The following is a 19756-nucleotide window of genomic DNA, read 5'->3' as shown; positions in this document are numbered from 1 at the left end:
TTCTGCAAAATCGATTGTTTCACCGGTTCTCTTTGAAGAACTCTCCCACCTATCATCGGCAGATTCTACATGTTTTTCACCTTTTTCTATTATTTTACAAAATGTAAGCGCTTTTCTTTTTAAAGAGAAATCAGTCAGCCGCCAATATGAAGAAAAGGAGGGGCATGAATCCGAACCAAGCAGCTCTCATTCTCATAACGTAATAGTGTACAAGAATGGATAGCTAGAATGGAGGGCATTACATGTTTGGATTTTCTATGGTGCAAATGGTCAGAACACATGCTAGTAAACTGGATCAGCCTTTAAGAGAAACCGTCCTTCACCTTTATAAACCTTTTAAATGGACGCCATGCTTTCTTCATCGTTTCTTGGAAGGAAGATTAAAGAAGAGAAAGAAGCTTCGTGTGATCATTGAATTTAAGGAAGGTGCGGTCGAAGCAGGTATTCAAAGCGCAAAACAGTTCATGAAAAAAAATAGAAAAACAAAAATTAAACGGCACTTTTCACATATCGACTGCTGCGCTGCTGACCTAACACCGGATGCTTTAGAGGAGCTGTTAGCGAATGGTGAGCATATTCGTAAAATTTATTTAGACAGGAAAGTTCATGCACTTCTGGATGTGGCCACACAAGCAAGTCATACTGATGAAGTCATCCGAAACGGTACAACCTTAACAGGGGAAGGTATTACGGTCGCTGTCATTGACACAGGGATTTATCCGCATGAAGATCTAGAAGGAAGAATTCGCGATTTTGTGGATTTAGTCAAGCAAAAAACAAAGCCTTATGATGATAACGGGCATGGCACTCACTGCGCTGGAGATGTAGCTGGAGACGGAGCTGCCTCAGATGGCTTGTACAAAGGACCTGCTCCAAAAGCTAATTTAATTGGCGTGAAAGTGTTAAATAAACAAGGGGCTGGATCACTTTCTACTATTATAGAAGGGGTTGAATGGTGCATCCAGTTCAATGAAGATCACCCTGATGATCCGATTCATATTATGAGTATGTCACTAGGCGGAGAGGCCCAGCGTTATGATGACGAACAAGACGATCCGATGGTGCGCGCTGTCAATGCTGCTTGGGATCAAGGCATTGTTGTATGCGTCGCTGCCGGAAACTCTGGTCCTAACAGCCAAACGATTGCGAGCCCTGCCGTCAGTCAAAAAGTTATTACCGTTGGCGCTTTTGATGACCGGAATACACCAGAATCAAACGATGATATCGTGGCACCATTTTCGAGCAGAGGCCCTACTGTTTATGGTGAAACAAAGCCTGATATTCTCGCACCAGGAGTAAACATCGTCTCTCTCAGATCACCAAGGTCCTTTCTAGATAAACTCGATAAATCAAGCAGAGTCGATGACGATTACACGACGTTATCTGGCACATCTATGGCAACACCGATTTGTGCTGGTATTTGCGCTCTTCTTTTAGAGCATTCACCAGATTTAACGCCCGATGATGTCAAAACCCTGTTAAAAGAAAATACAAGCAAGTGGTCTGGAGATGACCCGATGATTTACGGAGCAGGTGCCATTGACGCAGAAAAAGCCATCAAAGAATAAATTAAAAAAGCCCTTTACGTTGATTCGTAAAGGGTGTTGTTTGTCTGTTATTACGTGTGAAGTCTTTCATCTACTTGAGCAGCTGACATGTTATGCTTCGTTCTCATACATCTCATCTCCTTTTTGAATGTGCGTACGCGCTTCGATCACAATCTCAAAAAAAGTGGAAGATTCCTTGTACATGTCGCGTTCCTTATAATAATTAGCCGCATCAAGTGCTAATTCCTCTAAATCAGCAAACATTTTTTTGCTTCGCAGACCAAAAAGGGCCGACCTTAATTGCTCACAGCTGTCTTTTTCTATATAAAGCGCCTGCAAAAATTGGAATTTCAACTGATAAATTTCATCTTCCAATAAACAAGCCTCGTTCATTCCTTTACGTATAGCCTCGCCCGCCCGCTGGATATCTCCGAGTTTAAAACAAGTAAGGGCAAGTGAAAATAATGATTTGATCATCGTGGATGCTTGATCTTTTTGATAAAGGGAAATGGCTTGTTCAAAAAAGACAGTCGCTGTATGATACGTTCCCATACTATAATGACAAGCACCTAAGTTATTAAGAGCCATCGCTTTAAAATAAGATGTGCATTCTTGCCGTTCCATCGCTTCACAGACCTTTAACGCTTTTTCTAAATAAGGAAGCGCTTTTTGGTGCTGACTCACATCAATCCAATTACCTGCCATGACAAAATCACATTGAATGCTTCTTTTTCCATAAAGCTGATGTTTTTTATAAATGTCTCTCGCCTTTTTAGCATAATGCATGGAGAAATAAGTTTGTTTCATATGATAGTATACTTCAGCGATTTTATAGTAAAATTCCGCTTTTTCAATCTCATCTGTCACTAAGATCAGTTGATGTTCCGCATGCTTGTAATAGGAAATAGCCTCGATATACCGGCGCTGGATAAACGCATACATTCCATGGAAAAAATGAAAGTAATAGCCGAGCAAGCCTGTCATCTCATCTTCTCCATCTTCCATTTCTTTCGGAAAAGACACGGCTTGAAGCGTTTCACTCCCTGCATGGACTGGCGTTAAATGCTGAAGCATCATTTGATGGCGAAAATCCATTAGAGAATAGTATAGAAGTAAATCTTGATCCTCTTCCATCTCATGAATTTCTTCTTCAACAAGGCGCTTCATATCGTTTGCTTGTTCGACTTCAAATTTGCAAATATGCGTGTACCATTGATTGATCTTTACACCTACTTCGGAAGATGGTATTTTGTGTGCCATCCACTTCAGCCCCATTCTATCATATCAAACTGATAACTATTATTTTACATAATTTATGTTTTTAAGGCAAATTGTAAGTTATTACATAATTTATGTCTATTTCGCATATTTCTATCTTTTTTACCAAGTTTAAATAGAGTACTTTTGCCCATCAAAACGGTTTTTCTACGAAGATGGGTCAAATTCTCTTAATACTTCTTTTAAAGCACTGATATAACGTCTGAATGCTTTTTTCTTTCCTTTTCTCGTATCAAAATTGTCAAAAAAGGCTTCTCTCTGCGCCGTACTAATTTCTAGCTGAACACTTTCACCACTCGCATTTCGATTATTAATATTTTTGGGATCTGTTCCTGAAAGCCGTTCGCCTTCTTGCACCATTTCTGCAGAAAATCCTCGATCCTTTAATTCTCGAACAACTGCTCTTTGCATTTTTTCGTTTGTCCCGCCAACTAGCGTGTGTCTTTTATCACTTTTATAGCCGTGGATGGAAATGGAGAAGGGATACGTTTTAATCATTTGAACCAATATCGGTTCATCAAACTTTGTGCTTGTAATATGCAAATCACGATTATTGTCTTGTTTTGTTCCTTCAAACAAATACGTAGAGTACTTTTCTTGAAATGCTTCTACAATTTCACTTGTTCCTGGTTCAATTTCCCCTCCATGAGGAGAAAATACGAGTAAATCACTTCCACCCTTTTCGTGAAATTCTATTTCATAGCCTTCTCTTTCATGTCGGATAAGCTGTTTAAAGCTTTCATATTGATCCCCTTTTTTTCGCTCTTTATGATACTTTTCTACCTCTTCTTGATATTGCTTTTGCTCTTTTTTTTCTTGAACAGAATGGCTGCATTTCACCATTAAAAGAGCACACAGGATCAGAAAGATGAATCCACATATCAGTAGCCTTTTCATTTCACCGCTCCTTTTCATTCTCTTAGGTGTCATCTTATCGCATTATTTTACTATCAATGGCTAACAGAATTCAAAGGTTGTCCGGCTCATTTGAACGAATCAGGAGAACTTACCTGTTTTTTTATGCTGCCCTAGGTATTTCTGACTTCTTTGAATCATTCATTGCTTGAATAAAAACTGCATCGTATGACCTTATTTTAGCTTTAGTTAAAATCACCTACAAAAATGGACATATTCTTCTGATTTCAAACAAAAAAAGCCGTAAACAAAAGGTATGCCCTTCTGTTTACAGCCAATTACTGTATATCCATCATTAAACTCTTAGTTCATTCTCTAAAGCTGAAAGGACTTCATCTTGCGACAGTCCTTGTGCAAGAGAAATCTCACTCACTAACATGCCTCGTGCATCTTCAAGCATCTTCTTTTCACTTGAATTTAATGCTTTCTTCTGATTGCGTCTCATCAGATCTTTGACAACGTCTGCACCATCTTCGATCGCACCTGTTTTTAGCTTTTTCAGATTTTCATCATATCTTTGCTTCCAAGTAAGCGTGTCGTCGTTTGTTTCTTCTGCAAAATTGTTCATCACAACTTTCAGCGTTGCTTGATCTGCTACCGGACGTATACCTAGTTGATTGATTCTGCCTCTTGGGATCATCATCTGCATATTCGGCATTTGAATCAGAAAATATTCCTCCGTCTTACCTAAAATCTCTTTTTCTTCCATTCCTTCAATCACACCGGCACCATGCATAGGGTAAACAATTTTATCACCTATTTGAAACAAATCCGCCACCTCCGAAAGTATTCACATTATGATTATAACACATTTCATCGGTGGATAAAAATTTATATTCTATCATGTTATTTTAGCACTAGTCAATTCTTTTTATTTGAGTTTTTCAGAAAAAGCCTTTTTTTACAAAAAAAGCGCCATCATCCAGTCCCCTTGTCTTATTCTTGCATATACTAGCATTGAGTCACATTTAGGAGGGATGACAATGTGCAAATGCAAGTGCAAGTGCAAACATTCCCACTCAAACTGTTATAAAAAGCATGACGATCATTGCCATGAGGATCCATGTAAAGAAAAAAAGTTTCATCATAAAAAAGATAAATGGTTTGAGAGCGATTTCTGGGATACTTCTAGAAGCTACGATCCCTATTACTGTCCTAAAAGTGTCTGCAGCAGCTGTAAGAAGCGTCGTAGAAGAAGACATGGCTTCTCATATTAGCAATTGACGCTTTCACCTGCTTTTCGTTTTCCCGGCTGAAAAGCCGGTTTTTTTCATATGGATAGGCTCATGAAACGGATCATGCTCATAGGATATGGCAACCTGACATAAAGGATGAGATATCAAATGAACAATATGAATAGCCCAATGAATCATCATCACCAAGAAAATCCCTATCATACATTTGAGAATGTGTATACAGCCAATCATGAGCATGTGGTCGCGCCAAACATGCAGGATCCTATTAATATACCAAAGCATTATCATACCGGTAAAAAAGATATGTACAGCGGACACTATCCGCATCATCATTCAACCTATTCGACGTTTCCAAATCAGCATGATGCCTTTTCACATGTTCCAATGAAAGATCACCATCATCTTGGCCACTATGGTGGATACGGAATGATGCCATATCATCCATACGGATATCAAGATATGCATATGATGATGCCAAATCAGCAAATGACAGGCCATGGTTATGGAATGAACCAACCAAATGCGTTTTTCCCCCGTTATTACTAAACAAGTGACAAAATAAGGGTATAATATACCATTTAATACCATATAGGAATATGGTAACCTTGTAGGTAAATAATGGGTGTAATCATCTATTATTTACCTATATTCAACAAGGGGGAAGGAAGAAATGAAAAAAACATGGACAATGATCATGATGGGAATGCTTACACTGGTCATGGCACTATCGGTACCGATTGCCGCATCCGCAGAAGGAGTCAAAACGGAGGAAGGCAAAGCATCAACGAATGCAAGACCAGCTGAACTTTATGCAAAAATTACAGGTACAAGTAAGCAGGAATGGTCTTTTTCTGACATTGAGCTGACATACCGCCCAAATTCTGTTTTAAGTATCGGTGCCATTGAGTTCACATTGCCTGCAGGCTTTCAAGCGACAACAAAAGACATCTTCAATGGAAAAGCATTAAAAGACAGCTACATTTTGAACAGTGGAAAAACTGTCCGCATTCCAGCTAGAATCGATTTATTAGGAATCTCACAATATAAATTACAACTTTCACATAAAGTACTTCCTGCTGCAGGTACATACACGTTCCGCGCAGAAAACCGTGCGCTTAGCATTGGTTCTAAATTTTATGCAGAGGACACCCTTGATATTCAAACACGACCAGTTGTGGTCACACCGCCAAATCCTTGTGGATGCTAAATAAAAAAGCGCTCTAATAAGAGCGCTCCAACTGACAAAGGGCTAAAATGATTTTTATTTTAGCCCTTTGTCTTTTTTTCATTTGATCACATGACCCGTTTAAACATTTTTTCCATTTCATATGTCGAGTGATGAATGATGATCGGCCGGCCGTGCGGACAAGTGAAGGGGTCCTTTGTCTGCCGGAGTTCATCTAATAGGGCTTTGATTTCATCATTTCGCAAATGGCGATTTGCTTTGATAGAACCTTTACAGCTCATCATGATCGCCGCTTCTTCTCTCAATTTTTTGATATCAACACGCTTCTCATCTAGCACTTGCTCTATAATCTCTTCGATCAGTTCAGCCTCTTCCCCTTTTGGAAACCACTGCGGATGCGACCGAACAATGTAGCTTCCTGAACCGAAAGGCTCTAAGAAGACGCCCACTTTCGTTAGTATCTCTTTATGCTCTTCAATAATCAGCATATCGTTTTTCGAGTAGTGGAATGTTAATGGGACGAGCATTTCTTGCACTTCCTGCTTGATCTCTCCTACCTTCTCACGATAATACTCATACTTGATTCGCTCCTGGGCCGCATGCTGATCGATAATATAAAGCCCTCGTTCATTTTGAGCCAAAATATATGTGCCGTGCATTTGCCCGATGGGATACATGACTGGAACACGTTCGTTTTCTGAAATGGTTTCTGCAACATCTTCTCTCAGTACCGTCTCTTCATATTCAAGTGAAGCGGCGGATTCCTCTAAATGAACACGCTCAGATGGAGCATCTTCATAAAATACGGGTGATGACGCCTCAGTCTTTTCCTGCTCAGCCGTCCCATATGTACCCGTCTGACTTGTCTCGTATACAACCGATTCGAGAGGCTCCGGCTGATAGGATAGCGGCGTTTCCGACACGCTTGTGTTTATTTTTTTCGCATCAAAGGTTAAGGATTGCTGCTCATTTTTGATAGCTGGCATTGGTGCTTTCTTTGGTACCGAAGCACTTGGAATGAGTTGCTGCTTTTGAAATACTTCCTTAATTCCTTGTTTGATTAGCTCATGAAGTTCCTGCTCTTTACTTAGTCTCACTTCAAGCTTCGAAGGGTGAACGTTCACATCCACTAAAATGGGGTCCATCTTCATCTCAATAAATGTAATCGGATGGCGGCCAATCGGCAGCAGGGTGTGATACCCTTCATGGACCGCTTTCACGAGCGGAAAATGCTTAACATATCTGCCGTTTACAACAGAAGACATATAATTCCGTGATGCCCTTGTCACTTCTGGCAAGGAGATATATCCTTTCACTTCAAAATCAAGTGATTGCACGTGAAGCGGCACCATTTTTTTCGCAACAGCTGTCCCGTAAATGGCCGCAAGCACATGCCGCACATCTCCGTTTCCATTCGTCTGAAGCAGAACTTTCCCTTGATGTCGCAAGCGAATTGATACTTCTGGGTGAGCCAGCGCAATTCGATTGACGACATCCGATATATTGCCAAGCTCCGTATGAACGGTTTTCATGTATTTTAAACGGGCAGGCGTATTGTAAAATAAGTTGGTAACGACAATCTCGGTACCGCGGCGGCCAGAGGTTTTTTTCTCTGAAATGATCTTTCCGCCTTGCAGTACCAGGTGCGTTCCAGCTCCTTCACCAGTACTTGTTTTCATTTCTAGATGAGAGACAGAAGCGATACTTGGCAGCGCCTCTCCCCTGAATCCGAGTGTTCTGACACGGAACAGATCATTTTCATCTTTGATTTTACTCGTTGCATGGCGCTGAAAGGCGAGCTTACAATCTTCAGCATCGATTCCAACACCATTATCAATCATTCTAATAGAGGAAAGACCTGCTTCTTCTACATCGATTTCAATGACTGTACTGCTTGCATCGATTGCATTTTCCATAAGCTCCTTTACGACAGAAGCCGGACGCTCAACTACTTCACCAGCAGCAATTTTATTGGATAGGTCATCGGATAACTGAATAATCTTTGCCATTTTGCTCACCTCACCTTATATTATAATTTCTTTTGCAATTCATATAGCTTTGTCATCGCTTCGAGCGGGGTCATATCCATTAGGTTGAAAGACTTTAATTCCTCGATCACCGCTTGATCTTTCTGTTTTAGAACTGGTTTAGTTTGCGGTTTTTCTTCTACTTCAAAGAAAGAAAGCTGCTGTTTTTCCTCGGTCTTTTCTGTTTTTGGGGCTGCAGATACGTGCGGGGTCACTTCATGTGATCCGCTCTCAAGCTCCGTCAAAATGGTCTGGGCCCTATCGATGATGGCATCAGGCAATTCAGCAAGCTGCGCTACATGAATACCATAGCTTTTATCAGCTGCCCCCTCTTTGATTTGATGTAAGAAAACGACCGTGCCTTCATGCTCTTCAGCACGTACATGGACATTTTTCAGCTCGCTTAATTGAGACTCAAGGACTGTGAGCTCATGGTAATGTGTAGAAAATAGCGTTTTGGCACCAATATGATCGTGAACAAATTCAATGATTGCCTGCGCAAGAGCCATTCCATCATAAGTGCTTGTCCCGCGTCCAATTTCATCAAATAAGATCAAGCTGTTTTTCGTTGCATGCACCATCGCATTTTTTGCTTCAAGCATCTCTACCATAAAAGTACTCTGACCAGAAATCAAATCATCTGCCGCACCAATGCGTGTAAAGATTTGATCAAAGATCGGAAGGGTCGCCTTTGATGCCGGCACAAAGCAGCCAATTTGCGCAAGAATTGAGATAAGCGCCATTTGTCTCATATACGTACTTTTCCCTGACATATTCGGTCCAGTAATGAGTAAGGTTTGCCGGCCTTTTCCCATATGGCAGTCATTTGGCACATACTCCTGATGATCCATCACTTTTTCAACGACTGGGTGACGGCCATCTATGACATCCACCTCATCCTCTGAGAATTCCGGACGGATATAACGGCGCTTTTCACTGACAGTCGCAAAACATTGGAGGGCATCCAGCTCACTCATTTGTTTTGCGAGCAGCTGTAATCTCGGAATATAGACTTTCACTTGTTCCCTGAGAGCTGCGAATAGTTCATATTCCAGTTCGCTTATATTTGATTCTGCCTCAAGAATCAGCGCTTCTTTTTCTTTCAATTCAGGTGTAATATACCTCTCTGCATTGGCAAGCGTTTGTTTTCTTTCATAACGCCCTTCCTCCAGAAGATGCGTATTCGCGCGTGTCACTTCGATATAATAACCGAACACTTTATTAAACCCGACTTTTAAGGAGCGAATGCCTGTGTATTCTCTTTCTTGCTGTTCAAGCCGTGCAATCCAGTCCTTCCCATTTCGGCTGGCATCACGGTATTCATCTAATTTTGCATTGTAGCCGTCTTTAATCAAATTGCCTTCTTTTAACGTCATCGGCGGATTCTCATATAGCGCATCTTCTAATAAATCAAGTAAGTCACCACAAGGGTCAATATCATTCGCTCTTGATTTCGCCATTTCCTCTGGCAATGAATGCACAAGCTCTTTAATGGCTGGTACTTGTTTTAAGGATTCCTTTAACTGAATGAGATCACGGGCATTCACGTTGCCAAATGCGACGCGTCCAGCTAAACGTTCGAGATCATATACTTGCTTTAATCGTTCTCGCAGATCCTCTCGTTCAAAGAGATGATCCATCAAAATTTGCACCATTTCCTGACGTTCCTTAATTTGCGAAAGGCGAATTAACGGCCGGTCGATCCATTGTTTGAGCAGCCTTCCGCCCATCGCTGTTTTTGTTTCATCTAGCAGCCATAATAAAGAGCCCTTCTTGCTTTTTGAGCGGATCGTCTCTGTTAATTCAAGATTTCGTTTTGAGTAAAGATCAATTTTCATTGTTTGTTCGAGCTCAAACACTTGAACTTGCTGAAGGTGATCGAGACTTCTTTTTTGCGTTCTTCTTAAATAAGCATATAATGTCAAAAAGGCCGATCTTAGATGCTCGTTCAGGTGGGACACGAGTCGCTCAGCTTCATCGATCAAATCATCACTATCTTCGTATGAAATGGTCGCTTGGCACCGATCCTTTAAGGTCTTGACTGTTTCTTCATCCAGCTGCTTTGACACCACAATTTCTTTTGCACCGACAGAATAAATTTCAGACACGACTTCATCTAATCGATCGATGAAAGCCACCATATTTTCACCTGTAGATAAATCGGAAAGTGCAAGTCCGTATCCATTTTCAAATCTTGTAACAGATGCAATGAAGTTGTTTTCGTTTTCACTTAAGCCTTTACCATCCATCACCGTACCTGGTGTAATGAGTTGAACGACTTCTCTTTTGACGACACCTTTTGCCGTTTTAGGATCTTCCACCTGCTCACAAATCGCGACCTTGTAGCCTTTTGAAATCAATTGTTCTATGTATGCAGAAGCAGAATGATAAGGAACACCGCACATTGGTATTGTCCCGCCATCTCTGCTTGTTAACGTAATTTCCAATTCTTGTGCCGCTTCTTTTGCGTCATCAAAAAACATCTCATAAAAATCGCCTAAGCGAAAAAATAAAAAGGCATCTTGATACTCTGCCTTGATCTTTAAATATTGCTGTATCATGGGCGTATAACTTGCCATATTTCTAATCCCTCACTATATTACATTCGAATTCATACCATCTTTCATTATAGCATAAAAAATCCCCTTTTTTCTCCTAGATAGGACACAAAAAAACTAGGGGGATATGCGCCCTAGTCATCAATTACTCTTCTGGATCACCCGCTAGGAATTCTGGATGAATATCCTCTAACTCCTCATCCACCTCTTCTTCCCACTCGTGATCATCTTTTTCTTTCCAGCTTGAATTGACCTCTACAACAATTTTTGTTTCTCCTACCACTTCAGCAATGAATTCCCGCTCTGCTTGAACGATAATTTTATTGCCGTTTGGAGAAATGGTCACTTCTAAGCAATTCGGCTGCTGCAGCACTTTTGCAATCACTTCATGCTCATCATCAAGGAAATTTTTATCTTTATATCTCAGTTTGATGATGTCTACATATTTCACTCGTTCTGTGACGACTTCTGTTTTTGTGTTATCAGCGTAAGAATACCATACGTTAATATCAAAGGTTCCTTCAATCTCAACAGTTTTACCGACCTTTTCAGCATCATACTTATGATTAATGATCCAACCACCTAGGATGCTGGTTGGTTTTTGCGATGGAGAAATGGTGTGTGTGCTTTGGGTGAATTTCCTCCCTTTTGCAACCACCGCTTTTGTAATAATCTCTCTGTATTCAGACATTCCGGCATGCCTCCTTGTTCTTGATCGTTTTATCTTATGCTGGGCATTCGTCTAGTGTGTCACGATTTTGAACTTCATGTTCAATTAAATTCATTTCTGTTTCAGTGTATGCATGGTCGCCCATAAACTTGCCTTGAAAATTGGAAAAGTTGGAGAGTGAGAGATTTTGGGGTGACGAAGCAAGAGATAGAACGGGAAGGGTGAATTTCTTCTGTTCTTTCAAAAAATGATGGTAGCAAAGCAAAAAACCCCGCATCTGCGGGGTTTTCTCATTTAATGGAGCAACTTGGTGATGAGTTTTTCACTTTTGAACCGGTTTCTCCTAATAAGAGGTCACCGCCGGTTGAAAGAATGATTTCATCTGTTACTTGATTAGAAATCGTATGCGCTACGAGCTGAAGCAGGGAATTGACTTCCACTTGTGATTCTTTGAATTCTTGAATCACCGGGATGTCATCCAGTTCTTCTTGCAGGGCATCGATTTTTTCTTCCACTTGCTTTAAGGCTTCATGTTTGCCGTAATGCTTTAAATTCACAGCTTGTTTTTGAAGCGCCTTAATTTGATTAATAATCGTTGAAATTTTTGTATTTTCATTGATTTGCGCTTCTGCTTTCTTGAAGAAATCAACTTCTTCTGTTTCAGAAATCATTTTAGCGAGCTCTCTTGCACGCTCGACAATCTCTTTTTTTGAATAAAGCGTCATTTTAATTCACCTCGATAGCTTCTCCAACCATTTCTCCGTCAAGAGACCAAGTTTTGGCTTGTGTGATTTTCACTTTGACGATGTTGCCAATCGCTTCTTTTGGTGCTTTAAAATTCACAAGCTTGCTTTTACTTGTATATCCGGCTAGGATTTCAGGGTTGTTTTTACTTTCACCCTCTACTAATACTTCGACAGTCTGCCCTTCATATTCCTTCATTTTTTTCGCGGAAATTTCATTCACGAGGGCATTCAGGCGCTGCAGACGTTCTTTTTTCACATGCATTGGCACGTTGTCTTGCATTTTCGCTGCTGGTGTTCCTTCTCTTGGAGAGTAAATGAACGTATAAGCGGCATCAAACTCAACCTCGCGATAGAGAGAAAGTGTTTCCTCAAACTGTTCATCTGTCTCATTTGGGAACCCAACAATAATGTCCGTTGTTAATGAAGCATTTGGCATGGCTTCTTTGATTTTGCGCACAAGATCAAGATAACGCTCACGGTCATATTTTCTCGCCATGAGTTTCAAGACAGAAGAACTGCCTGATTGAACTGGCAAATGAATATGATCGAGAAGGTTCCCACCCTTAGCAAGCACTTCAATTAAATGATCGTCAAAGTCACGCGGGTGGCTTGTTGTAAAACGGATACGCGGAATATCGATTTTACGCAGCTCATCCATCAGGTGTCCAAGACCATATTCCATGTCTTCAAAATCTTTTCCATACGCATTCACGTTTTGACCAAGAAGGGTAATTTCCTTATATCCTTCTGCCGCTAAACGTCTGACCTCTTGGATAATTTCATCCGGGCGGCGGCTTCTTTCCTTACCGCGCGTGTAAGGGACGATACAGTATGTACAGAATTTATCACAGCCGTACATAATATTCACCCAGCCCTTAATTTTTCCTTGGCGGGCTCTCGGAAGGTTTTCAATTACATCGCCTTCTTTTGACCAAACCTCGATGACCATTTCTTTTGAAAGATAGCATTCAGATAATAGCTCTGGCAGGCGGTGAATGTTGTGTGTACCGAAAATCAAATCAACAAATGGATGTTTCTTCAAAATACGGTTGACGACAGATTCCTCTTGCGACATACATCCGCAGACACCTAAAATTAAATCTGGCTTTTCACGCTTTAATGCTTTTAAATGACCAAGCTCTCCGAACACTTTGTTTTCCGCATTTTCACGAATAGCACAAGTGTTTAATAAGATGACATTTGCATCTTCCGTTGAGTTTGTTGGCTCATAACCAAGCGCCATAAAGATACCAGCCATCACTTCTGTGTCATGCTCATTCATTTGACAGCCATATGTGCGAATATAAAACTTGCGGCCGTTCCCTAAACCTTGAAACCGCTCGTCAATTTGAAATTGATTGTATTCGACTTCTTCTTTACCCCGTTTTTTTGCTTCTTTTAAGGAAGGCGGAATGTACACAGCTTCAAAATACTGGCTGTAGTCCTTCTCGGATTTTTTGTCCGATGAACTTACTTGTCCGCTCGCTTTTCTCTGCTCTTCATTCATGAATTTGTACTCCTTTCAAACCAAGCTCCACCCTACAGTATAGACTATTTTGTGATGAATTGAAAATAAATTCATATACAGTTTTTCTATAAAAAATGCCTATTCAGCAAGAAGGTCACAGCCAATCTCTTTATTAAAAAAAAGAGAGCCTGCGCTCTCTCAATCAAGTATGTTCAGTTTTTTTGCTTCTTCTTTGATCACCGTCAGTGCACGGTCTAGTTCTTCTTTTGTGTGCTCTGCTGTGATGATGGCTCTAATTCTCGCTTTTCCTTTTGCCACAGTTGGGAAGGCGATGCCTTGAGCAAACACGCCTCGCTCTATTAAAGCCTTTGAAAAGCGGAAAGTAAGGGCTTCGTCTCCAATCATAATTGGAATAATCGGTGTTTCTGTGGGTGCAACCTGAAATCCAAGACTGACGACTTTTTCTTTAAAATAGGCGGCGTTCTCCCAGAGCGTGCCAATTCGCTCCGGTTCATCTAACAGCACTTCAATCGCTTCTTCACACGCTCTAGTCACTGCTGGCGGATGTGAGGTGCTGAATAAAAACGGTCTTGCTTTATGTTTTAAATAATCAATTAAAACTGCTGAACCCGCTACATAGCCGCCAAGCACTCCGACAGCCTTACTAAGTGTCCCAACCTGAATATGCACTCTGCCGTCGAGTTTAAAATGGTTGACTGTCCCGCGGCCATTTTCACCAAGCACGCCCGAGGCATGCGCATCGTCTACCATCACAAATGCATCATATGCTTCTGCGATCCTCACAATCTCAGGAAGTGGCGCAATATCTCCATCCATCGAGAACACACCGTCTGTGACGATGAGACGCACGCGGTAATTCATAGATTTCTTTAAAATTTTCTCAAGCTCTTCCATATTGGAATGACCGTATACCTTTTTATCTGCTTTTGTTAATCGGATGCCGTCAATGATTGAGGCATGATTCAGTTCATCTGAAATAACAATATCATCTTTTGTCAGGATACTTGATAAGACCCCTTGGTTGGTTGTAAAGCCTGATTGGAACACAAGGGCTGCCTCTGTCTTTTTAAATGCAGCGAGCTTTTTTTCAAGGCGTTCGTGCATCGTCATTGTGCCGGCGATGGTTCGTACAGACCCTGTGCCAGCACCAAATTCATCAATTGCCTCTTTTGCCGCTTCCATCAGCCTTGGATGTGAGGTGAGGCCTAAGTAGTTATTTGAGGAGAGCTGTATGACAGATTGTTCATTTAATGTCACAGTGGATGATTGTTTTGAGTCGATCTCTTTTAATGTTTGGTGGGTGCCTTGCTGCTTCATTGTTTCCAATTCATCTTGTAAATACGTGAATTCTTTCATCATTTCTTCCCCCTTTGATTTGATGGCAGCATCAGTACGACCTTTCCGCACGTACCATTTCTCATGAGTTCAAATCCCTTTTCGTACTGTTCAAATGGCAGCGTATGGGTGACAACTGGCTGGACATCGATGGTATTCGTTCTTAATAACTCAGATACTTGACGCCACGTCTCAAACATTTTTCTCCCCGTGATTCCTTGGACGGTTAATCCCCTAAAAACAATTTGATTCGTAATATCAATTGTCACTGGCCGTTCTGGCAAGCTTAGTATATTGACTTTCCCTCCATTTGCACAAGCTTCGAGTGCTTGATTAATGGCAACTGGATGTCCTGACATCTCGCATATCACATCTGCTCCTTCCATCCGTGTGAACTGCTTAATCACCTCAACAGGATCATCTTTTCCAATATCCACGATATGGTCTGCCCCCATTTTTCGGGCAAGATCCAGCCTGTATTCGTTTTGATCGACAGCAAACACTTGGACAGCACCGGAAGCTTTCGCGACGGCGATCGCCATTAAACCGATTGGTCCGCAGCCGAAAATCACCACTGACTTACCTGAAACGGGTGTGTGCAGCACTGTATGAACAGCATTTCCAAGCGGCTCTTGGATAGATGCAAGCTCTACTGGCATTTGAGCTGGATTGTGCCACACATTTTGTTCAGGTACTTTGACATATTCAGCAAAGCAGCCGTCAATGTCTACCCCTAAAATTTTCGTTTCACTGCACAAATGCTGCTGACCGGTTAAACACATATAGCACTGATTACATACAACATGTGTCTCTGCCGATACAAAATCCCCTACTTTTGCACGTGAGACTTGCTTCCCTACTTTGACAACTTCCCCTGTAAATTCATGTCCAAAAATGTAGGGCGCTTTGACTCTTCCTTTTGCCCACTCATCCCAGTTATAAATATGCACGTCTGTTCCGCATATCGAAGTGGCTTTCACCTGAATCAATACTTCATGATCATTGATTTCTGGAATCGGCATCTCCATCAGCACCGCTCCGTAAGCGCTTTCTTTTTTAACAATTGCTTTCATCTTTCCACACATGACGTACAACCCCTTTGTTAAAAAACTTCTCCCAATGAGATTTTAACACGTCTTATTTTAGTCGTAAATACCACTGTCTACTGTAAAAAGACAAATGAACACTCCATATATTTTTTTGGATATTTTTCTAAAAAAAAAGCAAATCCCCGTAGAGAAGGAGATTTGCTTTTTGCGTCACCGTCTTTTTGAAACGGCAATATATAAGGCTGGCACAATGAAGAGTGTGAGAATCGTTGAGAAAAAGACACCCGAAACTATGCAGATTGCCAGCGGCTTAAAGAGCGGATCATTACTTAATGCTACAGGCATAAGGGCAACCAGTGCTGTAAATGCTGTTAGTAAAATTGGCCTAATCCTAGCTCTTCCCGCTTCAATGACAGCTGTCTGTTGATCGAATCCTTGCTTACGCCGCTGCTCAATAAATTCGAACAAGACAACCGCATTTCGGACCACGATACCAGCTAATGAGACAATTCCCATTGTTGCCATGAAGCTGAACGGTGTTTGTGTGACAAACAGTCCTATAACAGCTCCAGATATCGCTAAGTAAACCGTACCTAGAACTAACAATGGAAGCATCAATGAATTGAACTGAAAAGCGATGGTCACATAAATGAGCAGCAAGACAACCCCAAATAAGAGACTAATTTCAATAAAGAACTGGGTTTGATCTTCATTTTCTCCACCTTGAGAAATGGTTAGCTCCTTCGCTGCATCCGTTTTTCCTACTTGATTGACGACTTCTTTCATGTCATCTTTAAACGACTCTGACGTGCCAGGGTACGCCTTCAGCGTAATGTTCGGAATTCCATTTTCATGTGGAATGCTTTCGTACTGCTCTGTTTCTTTTTCTTTTACATATCGGCTAAGCGGCTCGAGTGAAGGCATACCACCTTCATTTGAATTGACAGGCACTTTTATTTCTTTTAGCTTTAATCCATTTTGGTGTGTAGCCATATCCTGTTTGACCACTAGGTCGATATCATTTGATCCTTGTTTAAAGCTGCCTAATGGCATGCCTTCTGTCACTAGACCGAGCTGTTTGCTGACAAACTGAGCGCTGAGCCCATCCTCTGCCATTCGGTCACGGTTTAACTCAAAGGAGATGGTTTTTACCGGCTGATTGACATCGTCAGTGATCAAGCTCGCTCCTTTTTCTTTCATTTTACTTGTGAGCGTTTCTTTGATATTAATGAGCTTTGCAAAAGAGTCACCCGCAATGGTTACTGTCACAGGCGCACCGGTTGGCGGTCCTTGAACAATGGTTTTCATAAAAATATCAGCATCTTTGAATTTCTTACGCAATGGCTCTGTCATACGATCTATCAATTGTTTACTCGTCATCTGATCATTGTCTACTCTCACGACAACTTGACCAGTATGATCACTTGCATTTGAGATACTTTCATTAAACAGGTTCGGTACACCGCCGCCTGCAAAGATCGCCGTCTCTTCAATGCCTTTCTGCTGTTTCATCTCTTGTTCTATTTTCTCTAATGTTTCATTTGTTTTGTCTAATGTTGTTTCACTTGGAAGTGTGACAGTGACAACCACTTCTTTCTTATTCGCTGCAGGGAAAAATTCAAATGGTGTGACGAAAATCAGTAAAAAGGCAAGCGTTGCAACGAGCAAACCACTTAGGCCAATAAGCAGCGGACGCTTCACAATATTCGTCAGCACACGGTCTGCATAAAAATCAGCTAATTTTTTTAACGGTTTGCCTAGGAATCCTGGCTCTTTTTGAATTTTCTTGTTCTTTCTTTTTCGGTTCACGGTATATTGATAGACTGGCACTAGTGTCAGAGAAATCACCATAGACGCAAGTACAGTCGTGACTAGGACAGACGGTAATGCTCGTATAAATGAACCGTTTGCACCTGATAAGAAAACAAGTGGCAAGAAAGCAAACACAACCGCAAGTGTTGAAGTCAAAATAGACCCTGCAACTTCTTTCACACCTGCAATCGTTCCTTTAAGCGGACTTTCGTATTTTTTCATCTGCCTTAAAATATTATCGTTGACGACAATGGCATCATCGACAAGTATTCCTAGGGCAATGATAAAGCCGATAATCGAAATCTGATTGAGGTCCACTTGTAAAAATGGCAGCGGAATCGTTCCGATTGTGATCGATAATGGGATGGCAAGTGAAACGATGAACGCACCGCCAATGGTAAGACCAAGTGTGGTGACGATAATGACAGCGATGACCGCAACAATGGCTTCTTTTATCAAATCATTAAAAATGGCATCCACATCACTTTTTTGTGAATAGTAGTCTACCCACTCCACACCATTTGGAAGCTGCTTCTCTTTCTCAATAACATCACTGACTTTGTCATACATTTTAGGAATATCAAGCCCTGGTTTGATATTGACTGTAAATGAATAGGCGGGCTTTCCGTTATACGACACAATGTCACTTTTCTCTTTTTCTACTTCTTTTAAGCTGCCAAGCTGACTGATTGTGACCGGCTCACGGTTCGATTTGGAGAAAAGCTCAATCTTTTTCACTTGATCCAAACGATCATAGGCATCAATGGACAGCTTAACCTTCTCGCCACCTGCCCGAATGTCGCCTAGTGGAGATGTGTCAAATTCCTGATTGATGGCATTTGTGACATCCGTTACATTTAACCCTTCATCCTCCAATTTACTTGAATCTAAGTTTAATACCGCTTGTTTGTCATTGAATCCTTTGATGACGACACTGTCTACCCCTTTGATGTCCTCAACCTTTTCCTTCAACGCACGCAGCGATTCCTGACTTTTTGCCAAGTCTGTTGATTGACTCGCCACAACCATATAAGAACCAACCGGCACGTTGCCGAACTCATCCTTTACATCCGGCTCCATCACTCCGTCAGGAAAGGACGACGCAGCACTTGTGGTTTCATTCTTAATTTGATTTGCCACCTCTTGAAAGTCGGCTTGATCACCAATTTCAAGCACAATATTTGAAAAACCAATGGCAGAAACAGAGCTCGTTTTCTCTACACCATTGATATCAGATATGGCTGATTCGAGCTTATTGGTTACATCAATTTCCACCTGTTTTGCATCCGCACCAGGAAACACGGTGGAAATCGTGACGATATTCGCTTGGAATTCTGGCAGTTCTCGCTTAGGAAGCTGCGCGAATAAATAGCCGCCAGCAATGAGAACAATAAAAAATAAAATAAAAACAAGCTTTCCTCTTTTCAAAAAAGCTTCAATCATTATTTCACCTACTTAAATATTTATTTTTGATGAAGTATTTTTAACTTAACCTTAATTTATCATCATGGTGAAAAAATGCAAGCTTTAATATGTCATTTTTATCTATTTCATGAACTGAATATGTTATATAAGAAATGTATAGTGGTAAACAAAAACAACCTGCTTACATGATGTAAGCAGGTTGAAAATAATAAAATTAGAATTATCGTGGTTCAACAATCAATTTGATTGCTGTTCTTTCTTCTCCATCGATAAGAATGTCAGTAAAGGCTGGAATGCATATCAAATCCACTCCGCTTGGTGCAACAAATCCCCTTGCTATGGCTACAGCCTTGACCGCCTGATTCAGCGCTCCAGCGCCGATTGCTTGTATTTCCGCTGCACCGCGTTCACGTAAAACGCCTGCTAATGCTCCTGCTACTGAATTCGGATTTGACTTTGCTGAAACTTTTAAAATTTCCATTTCTGCTCCCCCTTAAATTTACAATGGATAAGTGAGTGTTCA

15 protein-coding genes are annotated in these 19756 nt (G+C 41.1%); 3 read left to right on the top strand and 12 right to left on the bottom strand.

The genetic code is table 11. The annotated features are described in order from the left end of the window. Positions 1-242: 242 nt before the first annotated feature. The gene (locus MKZ03_RS08210) at positions 243-1568 is read left to right on the top strand and encodes a S8 family peptidase (protein ID WP_307499648.1); all 1326 of its coding nucleotides are present in this window, start codon (positions 243-245) and stop codon (positions 1566-1568) included. A 90-nt stretch (positions 1569-1658) separates the two neighbouring features. Here MKZ03_RS08210 and MKZ03_RS08205 read toward each other — a convergent pair whose 3' ends face one another. From MKZ03_RS08205 to MKZ03_RS08195, 3 genes are all read right to left on the bottom strand, one after another. Further along, positions 1659-2807: a Rap family tetratricopeptide repeat protein gene (locus MKZ03_RS08205; protein ID WP_260336065.1), complete on the bottom strand. Its 1149-nt coding sequence runs from the start codon at positions 2805-2807 to the stop codon at positions 1659-1661. 165 nt (positions 2808-2972) lie between these two features. Further along, on the bottom strand, positions 2973-3722 hold the full coding sequence (locus tag MKZ03_RS08200; RefSeq protein ID WP_334749199.1) for a poly-gamma-glutamate hydrolase family protein: 750 nt from the start codon (positions 3720-3722) through the stop codon (positions 2973-2975). 313 nt (positions 3723-4035) lie between these two features. Beyond that, positions 4036-4509: a CarD family transcriptional regulator gene (locus MKZ03_RS08195; protein ID WP_034662177.1), complete on the bottom strand. Its 474-nt coding sequence runs from the start codon at positions 4507-4509 to the stop codon at positions 4036-4038. 574 nt (positions 4510-5083) lie between these two features. On the opposite strand from MKZ03_RS08195, the gene MKZ03_RS08190 reads away from it, so the two are divergent. Together MKZ03_RS08190 and bslA are read left to right on the top strand one after the other, a co-directional pair. Next, positions 5084-5482 carry a hypothetical protein gene (locus MKZ03_RS08190; protein WP_334749198.1) on the top strand — a complete coding sequence of 133 codons (399 nt, stop codon included), beginning with the start codon at positions 5084-5086 and terminating at the stop codon, positions 5480-5482. Between the two features lie 124 nt (positions 5483-5606). Continuing rightward, positions 5607-6143 carry a biofilm surface layer hydrophobin BslA gene (gene bslA, locus MKZ03_RS08185; protein ID WP_034662185.1) on the top strand — a complete coding sequence of 179 codons (537 nt, stop codon included), beginning with the start codon at positions 5607-5609 and terminating at the stop codon, positions 6141-6143. A gap of 86 nt (positions 6144-6229) precedes the next feature. Here bslA and mutL read toward each other — a convergent pair whose 3' ends face one another. The 9 genes from mutL to spoVS form a co-directional block, all read right to left on the bottom strand. Beyond that, complete coding sequence (gene mutL, locus MKZ03_RS08180) at positions 6230-8131, bottom strand: DNA mismatch repair endonuclease MutL (RefSeq protein WP_341031501.1); 1902 nt, start codon at positions 8129-8131, stop codon at positions 6230-6232. 20 nt (positions 8132-8151) lie between these two features. Beyond that, a complete protein-coding gene (mutS, locus tag MKZ03_RS08175) occupies positions 8152-10728 on the bottom strand; it encodes a DNA mismatch repair protein MutS (protein ID WP_340972745.1) in 2577 nt (858 codons plus the stop codon). A 124-nt stretch (positions 10729-10852) separates the two neighbouring features. After that, a complete protein-coding gene (cotE, locus tag MKZ03_RS08170; RefSeq protein WP_003212450.1) occupies positions 10853-11398 on the bottom strand; it encodes an outer spore coat protein CotE in 546 nt (181 codons plus the stop codon). Positions 11399-11667: 269 nt separating this feature from the next. Continuing rightward, complete coding sequence (locus tag MKZ03_RS08165) at positions 11668-12102, bottom strand: RicAFT regulatory complex protein RicA family protein (protein ID WP_106030907.1); 435 nt, start codon at positions 12100-12102, stop codon at positions 11668-11670. A 1-nt stretch (position 12103) separates the two neighbouring features. Further along, positions 12104-13630 carry a tRNA (N6-isopentenyl adenosine(37)-C2)-methylthiotransferase MiaB gene (miaB, locus tag MKZ03_RS08160; protein WP_060596336.1) on the bottom strand — a complete coding sequence of 509 codons (1527 nt, stop codon included), beginning with the start codon at positions 13628-13630 and terminating at the stop codon, positions 12104-12106. Positions 13631-13789: 159 nt separating this feature from the next. Continuing rightward, positions 13790-14971 carry a glycine C-acetyltransferase gene (locus tag MKZ03_RS08155; RefSeq protein ID WP_341031498.1) on the bottom strand — a complete coding sequence of 394 codons (1182 nt, stop codon included), beginning with the start codon at positions 14969-14971 and terminating at the stop codon, positions 13790-13792. Next, positions 14968-16032, bottom strand: a complete 1065-nt coding sequence (tdh, locus tag MKZ03_RS08150; RefSeq protein WP_341031496.1) for an L-threonine 3-dehydrogenase — start codon at positions 16030-16032, stop codon at positions 14968-14970. The genes MKZ03_RS08155 and tdh overlap by 4 nt, the downstream gene beginning before the upstream one ends. Positions 16033-16206: 174 nt before the next feature. After that, the gene (locus tag MKZ03_RS08145) at positions 16207-19251 is read right to left on the bottom strand and encodes an efflux RND transporter permease subunit (protein ID WP_341031495.1); all 3045 of its coding nucleotides are present in this window, start codon (positions 19249-19251) and stop codon (positions 16207-16209) included. 202 nt (positions 19252-19453) lie between these two features. Then, complete coding sequence (gene spoVS / locus MKZ03_RS08140) at positions 19454-19714, bottom strand: stage V sporulation protein SpoVS (RefSeq protein WP_003211281.1); 261 nt, start codon at positions 19712-19714, stop codon at positions 19454-19456. Between the last annotated feature and the right edge of the window lie 42 nt (positions 19715-19756).

The organism is Bacillus sp. FSL R5-0431 (assembly GCF_038002985.1).
Taxonomy (GTDB): domain Bacteria; phylum Bacillota; class Bacilli; order Bacillales; family Bacillaceae; genus Bacillus.
The sequence above is the reverse complement of the archived record's forward strand: the minus strand, read 5'-3'. Positions and strand labels throughout refer to the sequence as shown.

What these genes read in the sequence shown, in the direction of transcription:
- spoVS (WP_003211281.1), bottom strand. Translation starts at nt 19,714, where the DNA reads ATGGAAATTTTAAAAGTTTCAGCAAAGTCAAATCCGAATTCAGTAGCA.
- MKZ03_RS08200 (WP_334749199.1), bottom strand. Translation starts at nt 3,722, where the DNA reads ATGAAAAGGCTACTGATATGTGGATTCATCTTTCTGATCCTGTGTGCT.
- miaB (WP_060596336.1), bottom strand. Translation starts at nt 13,630, where the DNA reads ATGAATGAAGAGCAGAGAAAAGCGAGCGGACAAGTAAGTTCATCGGAC.
- MKZ03_RS08165 (WP_106030907.1), bottom strand. Translation starts at nt 12,102, where the DNA reads ATGACGCTTTATTCAAAAAAAGAGATTGTCGAGCGTGCAAGAGAGCTC.
- tdh (WP_341031496.1), bottom strand. Translation starts at nt 16,032, where the DNA reads ATGTGTGGAAAGATGAAAGCAATTGTTAAAAAAGAAAGCGCTTACGGA.
- MKZ03_RS08145 (WP_341031495.1), bottom strand. Translation starts at nt 19,251, where the DNA reads ATGATTGAAGCTTTTTTGAAAAGAGGAAAGCTTGTTTTTATTTTATTT.
- mutS (WP_340972745.1), bottom strand. Translation starts at nt 10,728, where the DNA reads ATGGCAAGTTATACGCCCATGATACAGCAATATTTAAAGATCAAGGCA.
- MKZ03_RS08190 (WP_334749198.1), top strand. Translation starts at nt 5,084, where the DNA reads ATGAACAATATGAATAGCCCAATGAATCATCATCACCAAGAAAATCCC.
- cotE (WP_003212450.1), bottom strand. Translation starts at nt 11,398, where the DNA reads ATGTCTGAATACAGAGAGATTATTACAAAAGCGGTGGTTGCAAAAGGG.
- MKZ03_RS08210 (WP_307499648.1), top strand. Translation starts at nt 243, where the DNA reads ATGTTTGGATTTTCTATGGTGCAAATGGTCAGAACACATGCTAGTAAA.
- MKZ03_RS08205 (WP_260336065.1), bottom strand. Translation starts at nt 2,807, where the DNA reads ATGGCACACAAAATACCATCTTCCGAAGTAGGTGTAAAGATCAATCAA.
- bslA (WP_034662185.1), top strand. Translation starts at nt 5,607, where the DNA reads ATGAAAAAAACATGGACAATGATCATGATGGGAATGCTTACACTGGTC.
- MKZ03_RS08155 (WP_341031498.1), bottom strand. Translation starts at nt 14,971, where the DNA reads ATGATGAAAGAATTCACGTATTTACAAGATGAATTGGAAACAATGAAG.
- mutL (WP_341031501.1), bottom strand. Translation starts at nt 8,131, where the DNA reads ATGGCAAAGATTATTCAGTTATCCGATGACCTATCCAATAAAATTGCT.